This is a genomic window from Virgisporangium aurantiacum, from assembly GCF_016863635.1.
GTDB lineage: Bacteria > Actinomycetota > Actinomycetes > Mycobacteriales > Micromonosporaceae > Virgisporangium > Virgisporangium aurantiacum.
Genome location: NZ_BOPG01000104.1, coordinates 1 through 19,794, shown reverse-complemented (window position 1 = coordinate 19,794; position 19,794 = coordinate 1). Strand labels below are relative to the sequence as shown.

17 protein-coding genes and 1 pseudogene are annotated in these 19,794 nt (G+C 72.5%); 7 read left to right on the top strand and 11 right to left on the bottom strand.

What is annotated here, in order from left to right; all coding sequences use genetic code 11:
• The first annotated feature begins 56 nt into the window (after positions 1–56).
• Positions 57–1,163, top strand: a complete 1,107-nt coding sequence (locus Vau01_RS56910) for an alpha/beta hydrolase (RefSeq protein ID WP_204011384.1) — start codon at positions 57–59, stop codon at positions 1,161–1,163.
• Positions 1,164–1,205: 42 nt separating this feature from the next.
• Here the strand turns inward: Vau01_RS56910 and Vau01_RS56905 are convergent, their stop codons facing one another.
• From Vau01_RS56905 to Vau01_RS56875, 7 genes are read right to left on the bottom strand one after another with little or no spacing between them, the layout of a single operon-like run.
• On the bottom strand, positions 1,206–1,868 hold the full coding sequence (locus tag Vau01_RS56905) for a response regulator (protein ID WP_204011383.1): 663 nt from the start codon (positions 1,866–1,868) through the stop codon (positions 1,206–1,208).
• Positions 1,865–3,088, bottom strand: a complete 1,224-nt coding sequence (locus tag Vau01_RS56900) for a sensor histidine kinase (RefSeq protein ID WP_204011382.1) — start codon at positions 3,086–3,088, stop codon at positions 1,865–1,867. Before Vau01_RS56900 ends, Vau01_RS56905 begins: the two co-directional genes overlap by 4 nt.
• Before the next feature lie 18 nt (positions 3,089–3,106).
• Positions 3,107–4,051 (bottom strand): D-alanine--D-alanine ligase family protein, encoded by a 945-nt coding sequence (locus tag Vau01_RS56895; RefSeq protein ID WP_204011380.1) that lies wholly within the window; start codon positions 4,049–4,051, stop codon positions 3,107–3,109.
• An 11-nt stretch (positions 4,052–4,062) separates the two neighbouring features.
• A complete protein-coding gene (locus Vau01_RS56890) occupies positions 4,063–6,435 on the bottom strand; it encodes an ABC transporter permease (RefSeq protein ID WP_204011379.1) in 2,373 nt (790 codons plus the stop codon).
• A complete protein-coding gene (locus Vau01_RS56885) occupies positions 6,435–7,124 on the bottom strand; it encodes an ABC transporter ATP-binding protein (protein WP_204011378.1) in 690 nt (229 codons plus the stop codon). The genes Vau01_RS56890 and Vau01_RS56885 overlap by 1 nt, the downstream gene beginning before the upstream one ends.
• The gene (alr, locus tag Vau01_RS56880; RefSeq protein WP_239152881.1) at positions 7,121–8,215 is read right to left on the bottom strand and encodes an alanine racemase; all 1,095 of its coding nucleotides are present in this window, start codon (positions 8,213–8,215) and stop codon (positions 7,121–7,123) included. The genes Vau01_RS56885 and alr overlap by 4 nt, the downstream gene beginning before the upstream one ends.
• Before the next feature lie 11 nt (positions 8,216–8,226).
• On the bottom strand, positions 8,227–8,838 hold the full coding sequence (locus tag Vau01_RS56875; protein ID WP_204011363.1) for a M15 family metallopeptidase: 612 nt from the start codon (positions 8,836–8,838) through the stop codon (positions 8,227–8,229).
• 120 nt (positions 8,839–8,958) lie between these two features.
• Between Vau01_RS56875 and Vau01_RS56870 the strand changes: the two genes are divergently transcribed.
• Positions 8,959–9,507, top strand: coding sequence for a PadR family transcriptional regulator (locus Vau01_RS56870; RefSeq protein ID WP_204011350.1), 549 nt, complete (start codon positions 8,959–8,961; stop codon positions 9,505–9,507).
• Between the two features lie 88 nt (positions 9,508–9,595).
• The gene (locus Vau01_RS56865) at positions 9,596–10,729 is read left to right on the top strand and encodes an alpha/beta hydrolase family protein (protein ID WP_204011348.1); all 1,134 of its coding nucleotides are present in this window, start codon (positions 9,596–9,598) and stop codon (positions 10,727–10,729) included.
• Positions 10,730–10,781: 52 nt separating this feature from the next.
• On the opposite strand, the gene Vau01_RS64220 is transcribed toward Vau01_RS56865, so the two are convergent.
• Both Vau01_RS64220 and Vau01_RS65530 read right to left on the bottom strand, forming a co-directional pair.
• Entirely contained in the window at positions 10,782–12,218 is a 1,437-nt protein-coding gene (locus Vau01_RS64220; RefSeq protein WP_239152879.1) for a carboxylesterase/lipase family protein, read from the bottom strand.
• Between the two features lie 58 nt (positions 12,219–12,276).
• Positions 12,277–12,954: pseudogene (locus tag Vau01_RS65530) on the bottom strand (ROK family transcriptional regulator); the annotation flags it as partial.
• Positions 12,955–13,369: 415 nt separating this feature from the next.
• Between Vau01_RS65530 and Vau01_RS56855 the strand changes: the two are divergent.
• Complete coding sequence (locus Vau01_RS56855; RefSeq protein ID WP_204011342.1) at positions 13,370–14,221, top strand: SGNH/GDSL hydrolase family protein; 852 nt, start codon at positions 13,370–13,372, stop codon at positions 14,219–14,221.
• 26 nt (positions 14,222–14,247) lie between these two features.
• Positions 14,248–15,249 carry an SGNH/GDSL hydrolase family protein gene (locus Vau01_RS56850; protein ID WP_204011339.1) on the top strand — a complete coding sequence of 334 codons (1,002 nt, stop codon included), beginning with the start codon at positions 14,248–14,250 and terminating at the stop codon, positions 15,247–15,249.
• On the opposite strand, the gene Vau01_RS56845 is transcribed toward Vau01_RS56850, so the two are convergent.
• On the bottom strand, positions 15,198–16,361 hold the full coding sequence (locus tag Vau01_RS56845; protein WP_239152875.1) for a sensor histidine kinase: 1,164 nt from the start codon (positions 16,359–16,361) through the stop codon (positions 15,198–15,200). The genes Vau01_RS56850 and Vau01_RS56845 overlap by 52 nt on opposite strands.
• Positions 16,358–17,014: a response regulator transcription factor gene (locus tag Vau01_RS56840; RefSeq protein WP_204011325.1), complete on the bottom strand. Its 657-nt coding sequence runs from the start codon at positions 17,012–17,014 to the stop codon at positions 16,358–16,360. Before Vau01_RS56840 ends, Vau01_RS56845 begins: the two co-directional genes overlap by 4 nt.
• A 105-nt stretch (positions 17,015–17,119) precedes the next feature.
• Between Vau01_RS56840 and dacB the strand changes: the two genes are divergently transcribed.
• The gene (gene dacB, locus Vau01_RS56835; protein ID WP_204011323.1) at positions 17,120–18,655 is read left to right on the top strand and encodes a D-alanyl-D-alanine carboxypeptidase/D-alanyl-D-alanine endopeptidase; all 1,536 of its coding nucleotides are present in this window, start codon (positions 17,120–17,122) and stop codon (positions 18,653–18,655) included.
• On the top strand, positions 18,652–19,794 hold a 1,143-nt coding region (locus Vau01_RS56830), incomplete at its 3' end, for a serine hydrolase domain-containing protein (protein WP_204011320.1). The genes dacB and Vau01_RS56830, both read left to right, overlap by 4 nt.

Genomic DNA, 19,794 nt, shown 5'->3' with positions numbered 1-19,794 from the left:
TCGACGTCCCTACGATCCGGATGATCGATTTTCATTCGTGAACGGGGGATTTTTGCATGCCCAAAATCATGCGGTTAGCGGCGTTCGCCTTACTGGCAACGGTGTCCGTCGCGGTCGTGACGCCGTCGGCGGCGCAGGCCGAGACCGACCCGCCCGGTGCCAGCTGCGCCACCTACACCGTGCCGGTGAAGCTCTCCGCCACCGACACGACCACGTACAACCTGGTGGGCCGGCTGTGCGTGGTGGCCACCGACATCCAACGGGGTGCGCGCACGGTGGAACTGCTGGTGCCCGGCATCACCTACGACCGCCTCTATTTCAACTCGACCTACCAGCCGAGCACGTACTCGTACGTGTTCGCGGCGACCGGCCGGGGCTACTCGACGTTCGCCATCGACCGGCTCGGCACCGGGATGAGTGACCACCCGGCGCCCAACCTGCTCACCACCCAGTCGCACGCCTACGTCGTCGGCCAGCTCGTGCAGAAGCTCCGCGCCGGTGCGATCGGCACGCGGGCGTTCTCCACCGTCGTGGGTGTCGGGCACTCGTACGGCGCCGGGATCCTGCAGTACCTCGCCGGCACCGCGACCGACACCACCACGGTGCCGAACTACCTGGTGCTCAACTCGTTCCTGACCGCGACCTACTCGCCGTCGGTGTCGCTGTTCGCGAACTCGCTGTGGTCGACGAAGGAGGACCCGATCTGGTCGAAGGCCAACCTTCCGGACGGGTACATCACCACGATTCCGGGCACGCGCGACGACCTGTTCTTCCACCTGTCGGGCAGCAACTCGACCCTGGTGAGCCAGGACGAGAGTTCGAAGTCCACGGCCACCACGGCCGAACGCGCGAGCGTCGGCGCGGCGCGGAACCCGGCGGTCCTCGCCGCGGTCAAGGTGCCGGTGCTCATCGTGGCCGGCCAGTACGACGCGCTGTACTGCAACGAGGCGAGCGGGCTCAGCTGCGCCAACTCGGCCGCGGTGTTCACCCGGGAGAAGCCCAACTGGGGGATTCGGGCGTGCATGAGCGCCTACGCGGTGGCCAACGCGGGGCACTCGTTCGCGTTCCACACGACCGCCGCTGACGCGTACACCTACACGAACAACTGGGTCGACAGCTACACGTTCACCGGCACCAAGAACTCCGACGGCTGCGTCGTCTGACAACCCGTGGTTCCGGGCTCCGGTCCGCCGGAGCCCGGGACCTCAGACCAGGCCGTGTTCGTGGGCGAACACCACGATCTGCACCCGGTCGCGCAGCGCCAACTTGCGCAGGATGGCGCCGACATGGGTCTTGACCGTGGACTCGCTGGCGAACACGGTGCCGGCGATCTCCGCGTTGGACAGGCCGCGGGCCACGGCGGCGAACACCTCGCGTTCCTTGTCGGTGAGCCCGAGGAACGCCGCGGGCGGCGTCACCTCGGCCCGGAACTGCCGGTCCAGCAACGTGGCCAGGTCCTGCGGCGCGAGGACCGCGTTGCCGTTGTGGACCGTGCGGATCGCGTCCCGCAGCATCAGCGGCGTGGTGTCCTTGAGCAGGAAACCGCTGGCGCCGTGGCGGATCGCGGTGGCGGCCCGGTCGTCGAGGTTGAACGTGGTCAGCACGATCACGCGGACGGGCCTGGTACGCCGGGCGACCCGCTCCGGCGCGAAGATCTGCCGGGACGCTTCGACGCCGTCCATCAGCGGCATCCGGACGTCCATCAGCACGACGTCGGGTTGCAACTCCTCGACGAGGCGGACCGCCTCCACCCCGTCGCCGGCCGCGCCGACCACGCGCATGCCGTCCTGCGCGTCGACGATGACCCGGACCCCCTCGCGGAACAGCTCCTGGTCGTCGACGAGCAGCACCGTGATGTCGTCGCTCATTTCGAGAAGCCCTGGACGGGGACGAACGCGGCCACGGTGAAGGTCTCCCCGTGGCGTCGCACGTCGAGGTGGCCGCCGACCGTCTCCAGCCGGCGGCGCATGCCGTCCAGGCCGCGTCCGGTGCCGGCGCCGCCGGACGCGTCGCTCGTGTTGGTCACCTCGATGAGCAGCATGTCGCCGCCGTCGGCCGGCCAGTGCCGCTCGGCCGTGATCGGCTGGTCGCGCCGGCCGTGCTTGATGGCGTTGGTGAGCATCTCCTGGAAGACGCGGTGGGCCACCACCGCGGCCCCCTGCGGCAGCTGGCGCGGCGTCCCCGACTCGGTCGCGACGATCTCGTGTCCGCTGCCGCGCACCCCGTCGATCAGGCCGTCGAACCGGTCCGTGTCACCGGACGCGGCGGTCCTGTCCTGGGTCGAGGAGAGCACCTGGCGCACGTCCTGCAGCGACGAGCGGGCCGACGTGGCGATCGTCGCGAGGGTCTTCTTCAGCCGTGCGGTGTCGTCCAGGTACTGCCCCGACTCGGCCTGCGCCAGGATCACCGCGAGCGAGTGGCCGACGACGTCGTGGACGTCGAGGGCCAGGTGGGTCTGCTGGTCGCGCAGTTGCGCGATCTCGCGGGCATGCTCGGTCTCGCGCCGGGCGCCGGCGGCCGCCTCCTCCGCGGCCAGGATCGAGGCCCGCGAGGCCTTCTCCCGGTCGAGGAGCCGCAGCACCAGGCCCGCCGGCCAGGGAGCGGCGACGACCAGCAGCCCGATCAGCGCCACGGTCAGCAGCGCGGCCGGTTCCTGGCGGACGAGTTCGGCCAGCCGCGATCCGCCGAGCAGGAGGTGGAGGCTGATGATCCGGCCCTCGTGCAGGACGAACGCCACGATCACGGCCAGCGGCACCGACAGCGCGCTCATCACCACCGTCGGCGGGCTGCCCCAGCGCGCGCCGCCGAAGAAGACGGCGATCAACGCGAACTCGACCAGCATGATCGGCGCGCCGGACGCCACGTGGAGCAGGCCCAGCCCCCACACGCCGACGAGGGCCGTGCCCGGCGCCCGGCGGGCCATCCCGACCGCGAACGCGACGACCATCGCCTGCGCCACCTGCGCGAGAGCCAGCGCGCGTTCGCCCGACATGGCCCAGCTGAGCAACGCTTCGGTGAAGCCGATCGCGAGCACCATGAGCACCGCGATGCCCTCGGGCAACCATGGCCGCCAGCCCGTTTCGCTCATCGCGTCAGGGAATCACGTTCAGGCCGGGAGCGCGTCGCGCACCAGCAGATCGAGCAGCGCGTCGAAGGACATCCCGGTCTCGGCGAACATCCGGGGGACCTGGGACCGGGCGGTGAAGCCGGGCATCGTGTTCACCTCGTTGAGGATCGGCCCGTCGTCGGTCAGGAAGAAGTCGACCCGCACGACGCCGGCACAGCCCAGCGCGTCGTACATGCCCACCGCCGCCCGCTCCAACCGCTCGCGGGCCGCGTCGTCGAGCGGGGCCGGGACGACGAAGTCCGGCGCGCTGTCGTACTTGGCGCCGTAGTCGAAGATCTCCCCGGCGGGCACGACGATCTCCAGCGCGGGCGCCACGACGCGTGAGCCGTCCGGGCGGCCGAGCACCGCCAGGTCGATCTCGCGTCCGGTCACGAGGTCCTCCACCAGAACCCGGTCGTCGTGGGCGAACGCGGCGTCCAGGGCCGGTGCGAGCCCGGCCGCGTCCCGCACCAGGGTGACCCCGCGGCTGGACCCGGCGGCGACGGGCTTGACCACGACGGGGTGCGTGTAGACGGGGGAGTCGGCGCGGGTGAGCAGGCGCGCCGGCGCCGTGGCGATGCCGAGCGCGCCGGCGACGAGCTTGGTGACCCACTTGTCCATCCCCAGCGCGCCGGCGCCCAGCGGCGATCCCACGCACGGCACGCCGGCCAGGTCGCACAGCGCCGCCAGGGTGCCGTCCTCGCCGCGCGGACCGTGCAGCACCGGGAAGGCCACCGCGCAGGACCGCAGGACGTCGACGGCCGCGGCCAGCCCGATCGGCGTGCCGTCGCCGTTGTGCCAGCCGCCGGCGGGATCGATGGTGAGCCGGACGGCGTGGTAACCCGCCGTGTCCAGGCCGTCGGCCACCGCGGCGGCGGAGGCGAGGGACACGTCGTGCTCGCAGTTGCGGCCACCGCCGATCACGGCGACGCGGGTGAGCGTCACGGAAGCTCCTTTCAATCGAGGGACAGTCCCGCGGCCGGAGTGACCCGGGCGGCCCGGCGGGCCGGGAGAACGCTGGCGAGAAGACCGGCCAGGCCGGCGACGAGAACGACGACGCCGAGCGACAACCAGGGGACCCGCATGGTGGCGTCGCTGAGCGCCCGCGTCGCGAACGTCTCGTAGCCGACCCAGGCGAACCCGACGCCGATCACGGTTCCGAGCAGGGTGGCCACCACCGACAGCAGCACCGCCTCGGCCGCCAGCATCCGCCGCAGTTGGCGGCGGGTCAGGCCGAGCGCGCGCAGCATCGCGTGTTCGCGGGCGCGTTCCAGGACGGAGAGCCCGAGCGTGTTCGCGATCCCGACGACGGCGATCACGACGGCGACGCTGAGCAGGCCGAGCACCAGCCAGGTCAGGGTCCGCAGCTCCTGCTGCTCCGACTCCCAGGCCTGCAACTGGTTGGTCACGTTCGCGCCGGCCGGGTCCGCCAGGTCGTCCAGGCGACCGACGAGGGTGGTCGCGTCGGCACCGGCGGACGCGCGGATCCAGACGGCCAACGGCTCGGGGGCGTCGGTGAGCGACGCCAGCGTCCCGGGCGCCACCACGACCGCCGAGCCCCAGCCGGTGCCGACCACGACCCGCAACTCGGCCCGCCGGTCGCCGACCCGCACCGTGACCCGGTCACCGGCCTCGACCTTGGCGTAGGCCGTCCGGTCGAACCTGATCTGCCCCGGCTCCACCCGGGCGAACGCGCCGCCGTCGCGGGCCACCTCGTCCGCCTCCGGTGCGGCGACCACCGGAACCGGCCGGTCGAGCCCGGTCACCTCGGCCATGGCGCCGGTCACGGCGATCGCCCGCTCCACGCCCGGGACGCGACGGGCCCGGTCGACGAGATCGGTGGTGACCGGCTTCCCGGCCGCGGTCAGCGCGGCGTCGACGGGGTGCTGCGTCCCGCGTTTGCCCTCCACCCCCGCCCGCGTCGTGGCCAGCCCGGTGAGCACGGCGGTCGTCAGGGTGACGCCGACCAGCAGCGAGGCGGTGGTGGTGGCGGTCCGGCGCGGGTTGCGCACGGCGTTCGCCGTCGCGAGCCGTCCGGTGGGGCCGAGCGGCGCGCCGAGGATCCGGATCAGGCGGGGGACGAGCACCGGCCCGAACAGGAGGACGCCGACGAACGCCGAGCCGCCGCCGGCCAGCATGAACGCCGTGCTGTTCCGGCTCATCGCCACCGCGAGCAGGACCAGCCCGGTCACCAGGAGGACGGAAGCGGGCGTCGTGCCGGTTTTCGTGTCGACGTCGACCGTGGCGTCCGGGCGCAGCGCGGCCAGCGGGCTCACGCGCGTCACCCGGCGGGTGGGCAACCACGAGGCGACCATCGTGACCACCACGCCCACGACGAACCCGCCCAGCAGCCAGCGCGCGGGCAGGCCGGCGGCGCCCATCGGCGCGGCCGGCGCGAGCGCGTTGATCAGGGCGATCAGCCCGTAGCCGAGACCGACGCCGACCAGGATCCCGGCCAGCGACGCCAGCACGCCGACGGCGACCGCCTCGCGGCGCACCGACCGCACCACCTGCCGCCGGGTCGCGCCGACGCACCGCAGCAACGCGAAGTCGCGGAGCCGTTGCGCGAACAGGACGGCGAACGTGTTCGCGATGACCAGGGCCGAGACGAAGAGCGCGATGCCGGCGAACACCAGCAGCAGCACCGACAGGGCGTCCACGCCGTTGTTCACCGAGGTCCGCCGCTTGTTGACGTACTCCTCCGGCGACTGCACCGTGGCGCCGTCCGGGAGCTCACCCACGTCGCCGCGCACCGCGACCGCGTTCGCGTCGAGCTGGTCGCGCCAATGCAGCAACTGCGGCCAGGTGACGTAGACCGACGCCTGGCCCGGGGTCGAGGGTGCCCGCACGATGCCGACCACGTCGATCTCGGCCGCGGTGGCGCCCTCGCCGATCCGGACCCGGTCGCCGACCGCGATCTCCCGGGACTGCGCGACCCACACGTCCACCACCGCCTCGCCTAGGCCGGTCGGGAAGTGGCCGGCGGTGAGCGTCTGCCAGCGCAGCTCCGGCGTGGTGGCGATCGGCCCCACGACCGTTCCGGGGAGCACGCCGCCGTCGACGCGCATCAGCAGTTCGGCCCGGCCGATCGGGGACGCGTTCGGGCCGAGCCGGTCGGCGAGCGCGATCGTGCCCGCCGTGCCCATCCCGGAGACCACGTGGTCGGCGTTGCGGAAGGGCGCCCCGAAGCCGTCCATGAGGCCGGCCCGGGCCCCGGCCGTGAGCAGTCCGATCACCACGACGAACGCGACCGCGACGGTGACGGCGACCGCCGCCGCGACGTACCGGCGGAGGTGCGTGCGCAGCGACGCGACGAAGACGGTCCGCATCAGGCGATCCGGCCGTCCTGCATGGTGACCACGTCGTCGGCGTACCGTGCCGCGTCGCGCTCGTGCGTGACCATCACGACGGTCTGGCCGAGCTCGCGCGCCGACCGCCGCAGGTGGTCCAGCACCTCCGCCGACGTGGTGCTGTCGAGGTTTCCGGTGGGCTCGTCGGCGAACAGCAGGTCCGGCTCGGTGATCAGGGCCCGCGCGATCGCGACCCGCTGCTGCTGCCCGCCGGACAGCTCCGCGGGCCGGTGGCCGAGCCGGTCGGCGACGCCGAGCGTGTCGGCGAGCGTGCGCGCCCGGTCCCGCGCCGCGTCGTCGATCCTGGCTCCGCCGAGTTCGAGCGGCAGCACGATGTTCTGGAGCGCGGTGAGCATCGGCAGCAGGTTGAACGACTGGAACACGAAGCCCACGTGTTCGCGACGGAAGACCGTGAGCGCGTCGTCGTCGAGCGACCCGAGGTCGGTGCCGCCCACCGTGACGGTTCCGCCGCTGGCCTGGTCGAGTCCGGCCAGGCAGTGCATCAGCGTCGACTTGCCCGAGCCGCTCGGCCCCATGATCGCGGTGAATTTCCCTTTTGGCAGGTCGAGGTCGACGCCGCGCAGGGCATGCACCTCGGTGTCGCCGCGGCCGTAGGTCTTGGTCAGGCCCCGCGCGCTGGCGGCGATGTCTTTCTCTTTTGGCGTCACCGATCATTCCTCCGGTGCAGCCGGGCGCTGAGGCCCGTGACGATCTCGTGTTCGAGGGTCTCGGCCCAGGCGGCCCACTGCGCCGTCGTCGGCTCGCCATGATCGCCCGGGCCGAAGACGGTCACCGGGTCGCCGACGGACGCCGGGGTGTCCGGGCCCAGGTCGACGACGGTCATGTCCATGGAGATCCGGCCGGCGACCGGGCGGCGCGCGCCGGCCACCCAGACCTCGGCGCGACCGGAGGCCAGCCGGGGAAGGCCGTCGGCGTAGCCGACCGGGATCAGGCCCAGCCGGGTCGCCCGCTGCGCCGTCCACGTGTGCCCGTAGCCGACCGCGGTGCCGGCCGGCACGCTGCGGACGGTCACCAGCGGGGCGGTCAGGGTCAGGGCGGGGCGCAGCCGCACCGTGCCCGACTCGTCGATGCCCACCAGGCCCGCGCCGACGCGGCTCATGGTGTGGTGCGACAGCGGGTCGCTGAGCGTGGCGGCCGTCGCGGCGAGGTGCCGGTCGGCCGGGCGCAGGCCCGCGGCCCGGGCCACCCGCAGCCCCCAGGCGAACCGGGCCCGGCCCCGGGCGTTGGCGGCGTGGCCGGGCCGGCCCGCACAGGGCAGATGACCCATGACCCCGACGACGCGGATCCGGCCCTGCCGCTCGGCGTCCCGGGCCTCCATGCACAGGCGGTGCCAGTGGGCGGGTTCGGCGCCGTCGCGGCCGAGGCCGGTGTCCAGGTGCAGGTGGACGCGGGCGCCGGGCGCGGTACGGGCGATCGCGTCGAGGTGATCGAGACCGGGGACGCCGAGCTCGACGTCCAGACTCTTCGCGGCGGCGAAGTCGGCGCCGGGCGGGTTGAGCCAGCTCAGGATCCGGTGGGTCAGGCCCGCCTCGCGCAACGGCCGCGCCTCGTCGATGCCGGTGACGCCGAAGCGGGTCGCGCCGCCGGCGAGGGCGGCCCGGGCGACGTCGAGCTGACCGTGGCCGAAGCCGTCGGCCTTGACCACCGCCATCAGCTCGCCGGCCGTACGGGACCGGATGGTGCGCACGTTGGCGGTGACCGCGCCCAGGTCGACGTGCAGGGTCGCCTGTGGCCGCACCGCCAAAAGGTTCACCGCCATACCGGGCCGTACAGCGCCTCGCCGGCACCGGTCAGCAGCGCCCAGTAGCGGTCGCCGTAGGAGTAGTGCCACCACTCGGTGGGGTAGTTGACCAGCCCTTCCCGGCCCAGCACCCGGGCGAGCAGGTCACGGTTGGCCCGCGCCGCCCGGCTGATCCCGTCGGCGGCGAAGTAGCAGCGGCCGCCGGACTGCTCCGGGGTGGCGTCGATCGCGGTGCCCAGGTCGAGTTCCCGCCCGTCGTCGCCCACCAGCGTCACGTCGACGGCGGCGCCGGCCACGTGCGGCGCCACCGCGAGCGGCGCGACGTGGCGGCTGGTGAGGACGCGCAGTTCCGGGTTGCCGATGCCCGGACGCGCGGCCCGGATCTCGGCCGAGTAGCGGTCGATGATCGCCTGCTGGCGGTCCGCCGGGCGGTAGCCCTCCACCACTCGGAGGTGGACGCCCGCGGGCAGGGCCGCCCGCGCCGCGAGCAGGCGGGTGGCCAACTCGCGGCGGACGAGGGCGCCGGCGGGTCCGAATCCCGGGTCGAGCGCGACCAGGGTCTCGCCCACGTCGCGGACGGGCACGGCGGTCACCCGCGGATCGGACAGCAGGAGGGTCATGGGCACCACGGTGGCCGTCGCAGTGCCGCCCGTGCCTCCGTCTGAGGTGCCGATGATCGGTCCTCAAGGCTGATCTATGCCGCCGCTGTGCGTCCGATGAACTTCTATTACGCTGTAGAAGTGACGGTCGCGGTCGAGGACGCTGTGCTGGTCCTCCTGGGTGACCGGTCCCGGAGCGCGTTCGAGGTGTGGCAGGAACACACCCGGATCTTCGCCGGCACCTGGCGAGTCGACATCCGTCGGGTCATGGACGCCGTCGCCAAACTCGAGCGGTCCGGGCTGGTTCACGTCGAGCCCGCGACCCGGGCCCGGCAGACCAGCGGCAACCGCCGTGCCTGCCAGCTCACGCCGGCCGGTCGCCGCCGCCAGGCGGAGTGGCTGCTGGGTGTCACGCCCGACATCGGGATCGAGGACATGTACATCCGCGGCATGCTCGCCGTCGACGCCGCCGACCCGGCCACCTTCGAGGCGTTCCGCGCCACGAGCCTCACCTGCGTGGAGAAGCGGATCAAGGATCTCGGCCCCACCAAGGCGACCGACCTGGTGGTAGGTGCAACGGTCGCGTTCGACCGGGAGGTCGCGCGGGCGCTGGCCCGGTGGCTCCGGGCGCTGCCCCGGCACCGCCCGCCGCGTTCGGCCTCGGTTCCCGACGCCGAGATCACCGCCTGACCGCTCTGCGGCGTTGGCTTGTGAGGGTCGATGCTGTTCGATTACTCTCTCGACGTATACATCGAGCGTATACACCCAGGGAGGCCTCATGAAGGCAGGACTGACGCGGCGCGGCCTGGTGCGGGCGGGGTTGGCCGCCACGGTGGCGGTGCCGTTGGGCGTCGCGACGCGTGCGTCGGCGGCTCCGCGCGGCACCGGCCCGGCCAGACTCACGCTGCCCGTGCCCACCGGGCCGTATCCGGTGGGGACGACGTCGCTGCACCTCGCCGGCGCGCCGCGGTCGCGGGAGCTGATGGCCGCGGTCTGGTACCCGGCCCGGGACGTCCGGCGGTATCCGCGGGCACGGTGGATGGCGGCCGCTCCGCTGCGGGCACTCCTCGTCTCCGCCGGGTTCGCCGCCGACGCCGCCGTGTCGCCGCTGACCGCCGCCCACGAGGGAGCCCCGGCCCGCCCGGGACGGGCACCGGTCGTCATGTTCTCGCACGGGGCGCACGACCACCGCGCCGACGCCACGATCGTGGTCCAGGAACTGGCCAGCCACGGATACGTGGTGGTCACGGTGGACCACACCGACGACGCGTTCAGCGAGTTCCCCGACGGGCGGCTGATCGTCCCGTCGGAGGAGATTCCGATGGGACCGGCGGACTTCGCCGGCGACATCCGGTTCGTGCTCGACCGCGTCTGCGACCTCGCCGCCGGCCGCAACCCCGATGCCGGCCGCCGGCCGCCGGCCGGGCTGAGCGACGCGCTCGACGTGCGTCGCATCGGCATGTTCGGCTGGTCGAAGGGCGGAACGGCGACGGCGCTCGTCATGCTCGCCGACCCGCGGGTGCGGGCCGGGTTGAGCCTCGACGGACCGATGCTGCCGACCATCACCACCGACCTGAACCGGCCGTTCATGCTCATGACCGCCGAGCTCACCCGGGCACAGGAGCCCAGCGTCGCCGAGTTCTGGTCGCACCTCAAAGGCTGGCGGCTGAACGTCCAGGCCGCCGGCGCGGCGCACAACTCCTACATCGACTACCAGGTGCTGATCCCGCAGCTCGCCGACGCGCTCGGGATCCCCGACGACGACCTGGTGGGCGCCATCGACCCGCACCGCGCGACGCGGATCCAGCAGGCGTACCCGCTCGCGTTCTTCGACCGGCACCTGCGTCACCGCCGCGGGCATCTCCTCGACGGCCCGAGCCCGGCGTTCCCGGAGGTCGCGTTCCTCCCGTAAAGAGGGGCCGGCCGTCCGGGGAGCGTCCCGGACGGCCGGCGGTCCGGTTCGGTCAGGGTGCGGGGCTGACCTCGTCCCAGAGGGAGCAGTGGTGCGCGTCGTCGATCGCCGCGTGCGGGGTGCGCGTGGCGCCGGGTGCCTGGAACTGCAGCAGGGTGCCCTGCGGCGTGTACCGCGGCCAGGTGGGCGCCAGCCGCACGTTCGGGTCACCGTCGCGGGCGAAGCTGCCCCAGTAGCCGATCATCTGGTTGGACAGGTCGACCTGCTCGGTGCTGAACGGCAACGCGGTTCCCAGGTAGTCCCACAGGTAGCCGAGGTCGTTGACGTGGGTGGCGCCGAACGGGTAGTCGGTGTCGAGTCGCCAGATGGAGACGAACGGCGGGCCGTTCTTCTCCGCGAACTCGTAGGCGTACGTCTTCGTGGTGCGGGCCAGCCGGTCGCGCAGCGTCTGGTCGCGGCACGCCCGTTGGTCGCTCTGGATCGCGCCCCAGGTGACGGTCGGCGACTTGTAGTTCGCCACCGGGTACGTGGCCCGGATCCGGTCGGCGCCGGCCGGGTACGTGGTGGCGACGAGGGTGTCGAGCTGTGCGGCGGTGAGCGGCCTGCCGACGTAGTCGTAGGTGGCGAACACGCTCTGCTGCGACTCGTCCGACGTGCCGCCGACGATCACCGGGAGCTTGGTGAGCGTCCCCGCCTTCAGCAGCTCCAGCGGGTCGGTCGGCAGCACGCGCGTACCGGCCACCGAACCGGACTGCCGCACCTTGGTCTGCGCGGCGAGCACGTCGGCCGGGCTCTTGCCGCGCAGGCACGCCACCTGACCGGCCCCGGGCGCGCAGCCGAGTTCGGTGGCGAACTGCTCACCGCTCTGCCGGGCGGCGTCGGGGGTGCGGGCCGAGCACCCTCCACTGTGGAGGATCGCCCGGTCGAAGAGGCCACGCGCCGACGGTGACGCGAGCTGCGCGCACGTGTTGCTGGCGCCCGCCGACTGGCCGGCCAGCGTGACGTTGTCCGGGTCGCCGCCGAAGGCCCGGATGTTGCGCTGGACCCAGCGCAGGGCGGCCTGCTGGTCGAGCAGCCCGAAGTTGCCGGTCGACCCGTCCGGGTTGGCCTGTTCGAGGGACGGCGTGTCGAGCCAGCCCATCGCGCCGAGGCGGTAGTTGATGGTGACGTAGACGACGTCCTGGCGGGTGATGAACTTGTCGGGGTTGGTGTCGCGGCCGGCACCGCCGGTGTTGCCGCCGCCGTGGTTCCACACGAACACCGGCAGGTTCTTCCCCGCGTCCGACGGCCGGTACACGTTGAGGTAGAGGCAGTCCTCGGTGAGCGTCGGCTTGTCGTAGCCGGGATCCCAGCCGGTGCCCTGCACACACGACCCGCCGAACTGCGTCGCGTCGCGCACGCCCCGCCACTCGGGGGCCGGTTGCGGCGCCGCCCACCGGCGCTCGCCCACCGGCGACGCGGCGAACGGGATGCCCTTGTACGACGTCACCAACGCTGCCGCGGTACAGCTGCCGGCCGAGCACCAGTCCGGCGCCGATGCCGTGCGACACCTTGACGTAGACGAGGTCGTCGATGCCGCGGCCGGCACCGAAGTACGCCTCGCCCAGCGCGCCGAGGTCACCGTCGTTGCGGACGAGGACCCGGCTGCTCAGTGTGGTGAGACCGACGTACGCGGACGGGTCGACGCCGTCGAACCGGCGGGTCGCCGGGTGTCCGTCCAGGTCCACCGGCGCCGGAAGCCCGAGGACCGCGCCGACGACGCCCCGCCCCGGCAGGCCCTGCGCGGTCGACACCGCGGCGACGAGGTCGGCGGCCACGGTGAGCGAGTCGATCGGCGTCGCGTCCTCAGGCAGCTCGCGGAGGCGCTCGTCGACGAGCGCCCCGGTGGCGTCCCCGACACCGACCCGGACGTGCCGGTGGCCGATGTCCACCGCGACCGCCAGCCCGGCCGCCGGCGCCAGCGTCAGCAACGCCGCCGGCCGCCCGCGCCCGCCGCCCCGCCCGTCGGCGCGCCCGGTCTCCCGGACCACCCCGTCGCGTTGCAGGTCGGCGACGATGCTCGCGACGGTGTTCCGCGACAGCCCGGTGGACCGGCACAGGTCGGCCCGGCTCACCACGTCTGTCGTGCGCAGCACCGCGAGAATCCGTTGGCGGTTGAAGTCCCGCACGGTGTCGACGGAGCCGCCCGTTCCGATCACGGGTCCCAGTGTGCCAGTTGCCAACATCGTCACGGGCGTATAAGTTCTGGCCCACAACAAAGCGCCCTCGTCCTCGGCCGGTCGAGGTGCGCGGCGTCGTCACCGATGCGCAGCCGCCCACCGGCGGCTCAAGAGTTCGCCCTTGGTCGCCCTGGAGCCTGATCGCTTCATGATCGTTAGCGGTGCGACGTTCTTGCTGTTCTGAGCGCTCAAAACAGCAAGAACGTCGCACCGCTAACGATCATGAAGCCGACCCCGAAGCGCGTCCAAGCGTCAAACGCAACAGGCTCCCTCGCGCGAAACCGAACTCGTAACGGCTGGGATTCGAGGCTGCGGCATCAACATTCATCGATTTCTGTCTCGACGGCGGCGACGGGGTCGGGATACGGTATCGATCGAGTGTTATCGATAACAACGCCGCCGCCGACCGTCAGGAGCAACCATGCGCGCGTCCCATCTCCTCGCCGTCTCGGCTCTTGTCGCGGGGCTGTCGCTGGTCGGACCGGGCGCCGCCTCGGCAACCGTGAGCAGACCGGACTGCGGTGTCCAGCCGGCCGAGGCCGACGCCGCACCGGCGGCGGAGCCGACGAACGTGTGGTTGATCGGCGACTCGACCATGGCCAACCCCTCGTCGGGTACCACCTGCCCGGTGGGGTGGGGCACCGAGTTCGACGGGCTGTTCCACAGCAACATCGTCACGTACAACCTGGCGATCGGCGGGCGCAGCATCCAGACGTGGCTCTACGAGGGGAACGTCACCTCCACCATCGGCTCCAACGGGGAGTGCGTGCTCAGCTCGACGGCGTACTCGGCGCGGTGGCAACAGGTCCTCAACACGATGAAGGCCGGCGACTACCTGTTCATCCAGTTCGGCATCAACGACGGCTCGGCCACCTGCCCGCGGCACGTCGGCACGGCGCGCTACCAGCAACTGATGACGTACATGGCGCAGACCGCCCTGGCCCGTGGCGCGCACCCGATTCTGCTCACCGCGGTTGCCGCCATCACCTGCTCGGGCAGCACCGCCACGAAGAACCGCGGCTACGTGACGCAGACCAACGCGGCCGCCGCGGCGACAGGCTCGCCGGTGATCGACCTGCAGACGCTGAGCGTCAACTACTACACCTCGCTCGGACTGTGCCCGAACAACGGCGACTACACGAGCGGGCTCGTCGGGCAGTTCTTCTGCAACGATCACACGCACTTCGAGGCGTACGGCGCCCGGCGCATCGCGCGCCTGGTGACCGGTGCGTTGCGGACCCAGAACATCCCGCTCGCCGGGTCGCTCCTGTGACACGGCGGCTGCTCATCGCGTCACTGATGATTCTGACCGTTCTGACGGCGCCCGCACCCGCGAGAGCGGCCACCGACCGGAACGTCGACTTCGTGGGGCGGTGGGACGCCACGGATCCGGCGGCGGTCGTTCCGCAGTGGGCCGGCGCGTACCTGCGGGTCGGTTTCACCGGGACGACGGTCGCCCTCAACCAGCGCGGCACCATCGACCTCTGGTACAGCATCGACGGCGGCCCGTACACGCTGGTCTCCGGCGTGAGCGGCACCGTCGACCTCACCCCGACGCCGCTGCCGGCCGGGCGGCACACGCTGCTGGTGTCGTACCGGATCGTGGCCGGCAGCTACACGGGCGACGCGGTCTTCCGGGGCCTCACCCTCGGCGCGAAAGAGCGCACCTTCCGGCTGCCGCGGCCGCGCCGGTCCACCGAGTGGATCGGCGACTCCATCACCGCCGGCTACACCGCGACGAACGTGTCGCTCAGCGCGTTTCCGTGGCTCGTCAGCGAGAACCTCGGGGTGACGCACACCCAGATCGCGCTCAGCGGCTCGTGCCTGCGCGAGCTCACCGCGGCCGAGAGCATCCGCGGCATCCGGTGCTTCGGGCTGGAGAACCGGTACACGAAGCTCGGATTCCAGGACGGCGCGGCCGACTGGGACTTCCGCCGGTATCAGCCGGACGTGGTGGTCATCAACATCGGTACCAACGACGTCGGCCACGGGGTCGCCGCCGCCGACGTCCTCACCGCGTACGAGCATCTGCTGCGCATCGTGCGGGAGAAGAACCCGCACGCCGTCATCCTGGCCCTGCGGATCTTCAAGGGCTGGTGGGCCGCGGAGACGCGACAGGCGGTGCTGAACCGGCAGGCCGCCGGCGACCACGATGTGTCCTATGTGGACACGACGGGCTGGTGGGACCCGGCGACGATGACCAACGACGGCACGCACCCCAACGACCACGGTCACCGGGTGCTCGCCGGCTACCTGCAGCCGTTCGTCGCGGCGGCGCTGGACCGCTGCCGGGACGCCTGAAGCCGGACGACGACGTCGAGACCGCCGCCCGAGGGGGTCTCGACGTCCACCGTGCCGTGGTGCGCCTCGACGACCGCGCGGACGATCGACAGGCCCAGGCCGGCACCGTCGCCGGACCCGCGGACGAACGGCTCGAACAGTTCGTCCACTGTGGAGGGTTCGAGCCGGGCGCCGGTGTTGGTGACCCGTAGCCAGGAGTGCGGTCCGGCGACGCCGGTCGACACGGTGACCCGCCCGCCGAACTCGTTGTGGCGGATGGCGTTGTCGACGAGGTTGCGGACCATCCGGTCGAGCAGCACCGGGTCGCCGGATACCGGTGCGGGCCGCAGGTCGGTCCGCACGTCGACGTCGTGCTCGGCGGCGTCCTTGCCGGCCGTGTCCAGGATGTGCGTGGCCACGTCGGCCAGGTCGGTGCGGTCCACCCGGCGGGTGCCGGCGTGGCTGCGGGCGAGCGCGAGCAGCCCGTCGAGCGTGCGCTGGCTGTGGACGACGGCGTCGCGGACGTCGACGGACATCCCGATGAGCTCGTCGGTGTCGGGATCGCCGTCGAGGGTCACGTCGATGGCGGTGCGCATGGTGGTGAGCGGGGTGCGCAGCTCGTGCGCGGCGTTGGCGACGAACATGCGTTGGCTGTGCAGCGCCCGGTCGCGGTCGGCGATGCCGGCCTGGAGGCGGTCGAGCATGCCGTTGATGGTGCGGGCGAGCGCGGCGAGTTCGTCGGCCGGGGGCGTCACGGGCACGCGTTCACCGATGTTCTCCGCCGACAGGCGCTGTGCGGTGGCCGACATGGCGCGGATCGGTCGGAGCACCCGGCCGGCCACCAGCCAGCCGATGACGGCGGCGAGGACGGTGACGACGGCGAGCGCGATCACCGACTGGGTCAGCAGTTGCGACAGCGTCTCGGCCCGGATCCGGTCGAGTTTCTCCATGGCCTGAGCGGGATCCATCGGCGGGGGGTCGTCGGATTCGTACCATACGAACAGCCGGGGCCGGCTGGCGAGGCCGTGCCGCACGAGGACGTACGTCAGCGCCACCAACGTGACGCCGGCCGCGAGGACCAGCGCGGTGTACAGGAGCGCCAACCGTCCACGGGCGCTGAGCCGCACCGTCATCGGCCCAGCCGGTAGCCCGCGCCGGTGACGGTGTGGATCACCGGCGGCTCACCCAGCTTGCGCCGCAACGTGCCGACGGTGATGCGGACCGCGTTGGTGAACGGATCGGCGTTCTCGTCCCACACCTTGTCCAGCAACGTTTCCGCGCTGACGACGGCGCCGTCGGCGGCGAGCAGGTGTTCGAGCACGCCGAACTCCTTCGGTGCCAGGTGCAGGGGCAGGCCGTCGCGTTCCGCGGTGCGTCGGGCCGGGTCGAGCCGCACACCGGCCGCGTGCAGCACCGGCGGCCGGGCGGTACCGGTGCGCCGGGCCAGGGCCCGGACCCGGGCGACCAGTTCCGTGAACGCGAACGGCTTGCCCAGGTAGTCGTCGGCGCCGAGGGTGAGCCCGTCGACGCGGTCCTCGACCGCTCCGGACGCGGTCAGCATGAGGATGCGCGCCGTGCCCTGTGCGGCCACCCGCCGGCACACCACGTCTCCGTGCACCACCGGCAGGTCCCGGTCGAGCACGACCACGTCGTACGGGTTCACGCCGAGCCGGTCGAGGGCCGCCTGCCCGTCGGTCGCGACGTCGACGGCGCAGCCCTGCCGGCGCAGCCCGGCCGCGATGTAGCCGGCCAGTGGCTGCTCGTCCTCGACCAGCAGAATCCGCATCGGGCCAGTGTCGCAGCGTCCACATATGGATTCCGTATGGGCCGGGCATCGGTTGCCGAGAGGCGCGTTCCGGTAGGAACTGACCCACCTGTCGAAGGGAGATCGATGACGAACGCGTCCAGGCGCACCGTGCTCGGCCTGCTCGGTGCCGCCCCGGTGGCGGCGGTCATGGCCAAGGCCGGCGAGCCCGCCGCTGCCGCCGCAACGTCCACATTGGACACCCGTATCCGGGACATCATCCAGCGGCCCGAATATGCCGGATCGACGTGGGGGATGGGCTTTTCCGCGATCGACACGGGGGAGCCGGTGTACTCGTTGCGCCCGGCCGACCTCTTCCTGGCCGCGTCCTCGATGAAGGTGTTCATCGCCGGCACCGCCTTCGAGACGCTGGGCCCGCAGCACCGGTTCCGGACCCGGATCCGCCGGACCGGTCCGGTGGTCCGCGGCGCACTCGCCGGCGATCTGGTGCTGGTGGCCGGCGGCGACCTGCTGCTGTCCGGCCGGATGCGGCCCGACGGCACGATGCACCTGCCCGACCCCGACCCGACCTATCCCGGTGGCGGCCCGCTGCCGGATCCGCTGCGGGAGATCCGGAACCTGGCCCGGCAGGTGGCCCGCGCCGGCGTGCGGCGCGTCGAGGGTCGGGTTCTGGTGGACGCGTCGCTGTTCGCCGAGGCACGCGAGGACATCGCGCTGGGCGGCACGATGATCACGGTGTCGCCGATGATGGTCAACGAGCACCTCGTGCACGTGACCGTGACACCGGGACCCGCCGACGGCGCACCGGCCGCCGTACGCCCGACCCCCGCCACGTCGTACGTGCGGTTCACGAACCAGGTGACGACCGGGGCCGCGCGACCCCTCGCGCTGGTCGGGAACCCCGACGGCACGGTGGCGGTCACCGGCGCGATCCCGCCCGGCGCACCCGCGCAGCACCTGCGGTACTTCGTCCCGAGCCCGACCGCGTTCGCGGCGACGCTCCTCGCCGAGGAACTGCGGGCCGCCGGAGTGCGCGTCGAGGGCGCCACGCTGCCGAACCGTCCACATCGGACAGACGTCGCCGAGCTGGTGTCACCGCCGTTGCGGGACCAGGTGAAGGTGATGCTCAAGGCCAGCTCCAACGTCCACACCGTCACGTTTCCCCATCTCGTCGGCGCCGTGGCGGGTCGCGACCCGGTCACGCCGAAGGCGACCTACGAGCGGTTCCGGCGCGACCTGTTCGCCGCCGCCGGTCTGGAACCCGATCCGGCCGGTGCCGCCGACGGCCGGTACACCGCCGACACGTTCACCACGTTCCTGACCCACATGAGCCGCCGCCCGTACTTCGCCGGCTTCCGGGAGGCGCTGCCCATCATGGGACGCGACGGCACGCTGGCCGGCAACCAACCGGACTCGCCCGCGGCGGGGCACGTCTACGCCAAGACCGGCACCGCGGCCATGGGCAACCCGTCGGGCGGCCCGGTCACGCTCCACAAGGCCCTCGCCGGTTTCATCGAGCTGCCGAACGGCCGGTGGCTCACCTTCGCCCAGTTCATGCACACCGAAACCGCCCCCGACGCGGCCATGACCCTGGCCGGCCGGGTCCAGGAAGCGATGGCGGAGATCGCCGTCGCCGTCTACGAGGAGTTCCCATGCCGATGACCCGACGATCGATCCTCGCCGCGGCGGGCGCCGCCGCGGGCGCCGCCTCGGTCGCCCCGGTCGCCCTGTCGGGCGGCGCGGCGGCCACCGCGCCGAGGAAGGACCTGCTCGCGTACGAACGGTTCGTCGCCGACCGCGCCGCCCGGGACCTGTTCTCCGGAACCATCCTCGTCGCCCACGACGGACGGCCCGTCCTGACCCGCGCCTACGGCCTGGCCAACCGGGACCGGTCGATCCGGAACCGGCCCGACACGGTCTTCTGGCTGGCCTCGATCACCAAGACCTTCATCGCGGTCGCCGTCATGCGACTGGTGCAGCAGGGCCGCCTGCGCCTCGACGACCCGATCGGCGCCCACCTCGACGGCTTCCCCGCCGACGCCGCGGCGGCGACCGTGCACCACCTGCTCACCCACACGTCCGGGATCGGCCGGCCGCCGATCGGACCCCGCGACCCCGCCGAGGAGGCCTGGGCGAGCTTCGACGAGGCGCTGGCCGGCACGCTCGCCATCGTCCGGCGCACGCCGCTGCAGTTCCCGCCCGGCACCCGTCACGTGTACAGCAACGACGGCTTCAGCGTTCTCGCCGCCATCGTCGCGACGGTGACCGGACGGTCCTATGTGGACCATGTGCGCGAGAACGTGTTCGTACCGGCCGGCATGACGAGCACCGCGTTCATCGGCCGGCCCGACGTGCTCGCGAACGACCGCGTCGCGCGTCCCTACTGGACCCAGCCGGACGGGTCGCGGATCGACGCCGCTACCAGCCCCGTCATGGGCTACACCGCGGGTCCGCCGGGCGGCGCCTACTCCACCGCGGCCGACCTGCTCGCGTTCGTGCGCGCCCTCACGTCGACGAAGACCGGCACGCTGCTCGCACCATGTTTCGTCGACGTGATGACCGGCGGCAAGGTGCCCACGCCGCTGCCGGTCGACCTGCCGGCGCAGGCCCAGTTCTACGGCTACGGCCACGTCGAGACGATCCTCGCCGGCACCCGGATCGTGGGGCACAGCGGCGGCGGCCCCGGCGTCGCCACCCGGCTCGACGTCTTCCCGAGGAGCGGATGGACCTCCGTCGTGCTCGGGAACTACGACACCACGATCGCCCCGATCGTCGCGAAGGCGCGCGAGCTCCTCACCGGC

What these genes read in the sequence shown, in the direction of transcription:
- Vau01_RS56855 (WP_204011342.1), top strand. Translation starts at nt 13,370, where the DNA reads ATGCGCGCGTCCCATCTCCTCGCCGTCTCGGCTCTTGTCGCGGGGCTG.
- Vau01_RS56890 (WP_204011379.1), bottom strand. Translation starts at nt 6,435, where the DNA reads ATGCGGACCGTCTTCGTCGCGTCGCTGCGCACGCACCTCCGCCGGTAC.
- Vau01_RS56910 (WP_204011384.1), top strand. Translation starts at nt 57, where the DNA reads ATGCCCAAAATCATGCGGTTAGCGGCGTTCGCCTTACTGGCAACGGTG.
- Vau01_RS56875 (WP_204011363.1), bottom strand. Translation starts at nt 8,838, where the DNA reads ATGACCCTCCTGCTGTCCGATCCGCGGGTGACCGCCGTGCCCGTCCGC.
- Vau01_RS56905 (WP_204011383.1), bottom strand. Translation starts at nt 1,868, where the DNA reads ATGAGCGACGACATCACGGTGCTGCTCGTCGACGACCAGGAGCTGTTC.
- Vau01_RS56900 (WP_204011382.1), bottom strand. Translation starts at nt 3,088, where the DNA reads ATGAGCGAAACGGGCTGGCGGCCATGGTTGCCCGAGGGCATCGCGGTG.
- Vau01_RS56865 (WP_204011348.1), top strand. Translation starts at nt 9,596, where the DNA reads ATGAAGGCAGGACTGACGCGGCGCGGCCTGGTGCGGGCGGGGTTGGCC.
- Vau01_RS56845 (WP_239152875.1), bottom strand. Translation starts at nt 16,361, where the DNA reads ATGACGGTGCGGCTCAGCGCCCGTGGACGGTTGGCGCTCCTGTACACC.
- dacB (WP_204011323.1), top strand. Translation starts at nt 17,120, where the DNA reads ATGACGAACGCGTCCAGGCGCACCGTGCTCGGCCTGCTCGGTGCCGCC.
- Vau01_RS56840 (WP_204011325.1), bottom strand. Translation starts at nt 17,014, where the DNA reads ATGCGGATTCTGCTGGTCGAGGACGAGCAGCCACTGGCCGGCTACATC.
- Vau01_RS56850 (WP_204011339.1), top strand. Translation starts at nt 14,248, where the DNA reads ATGATTCTGACCGTTCTGACGGCGCCCGCACCCGCGAGAGCGGCCACC.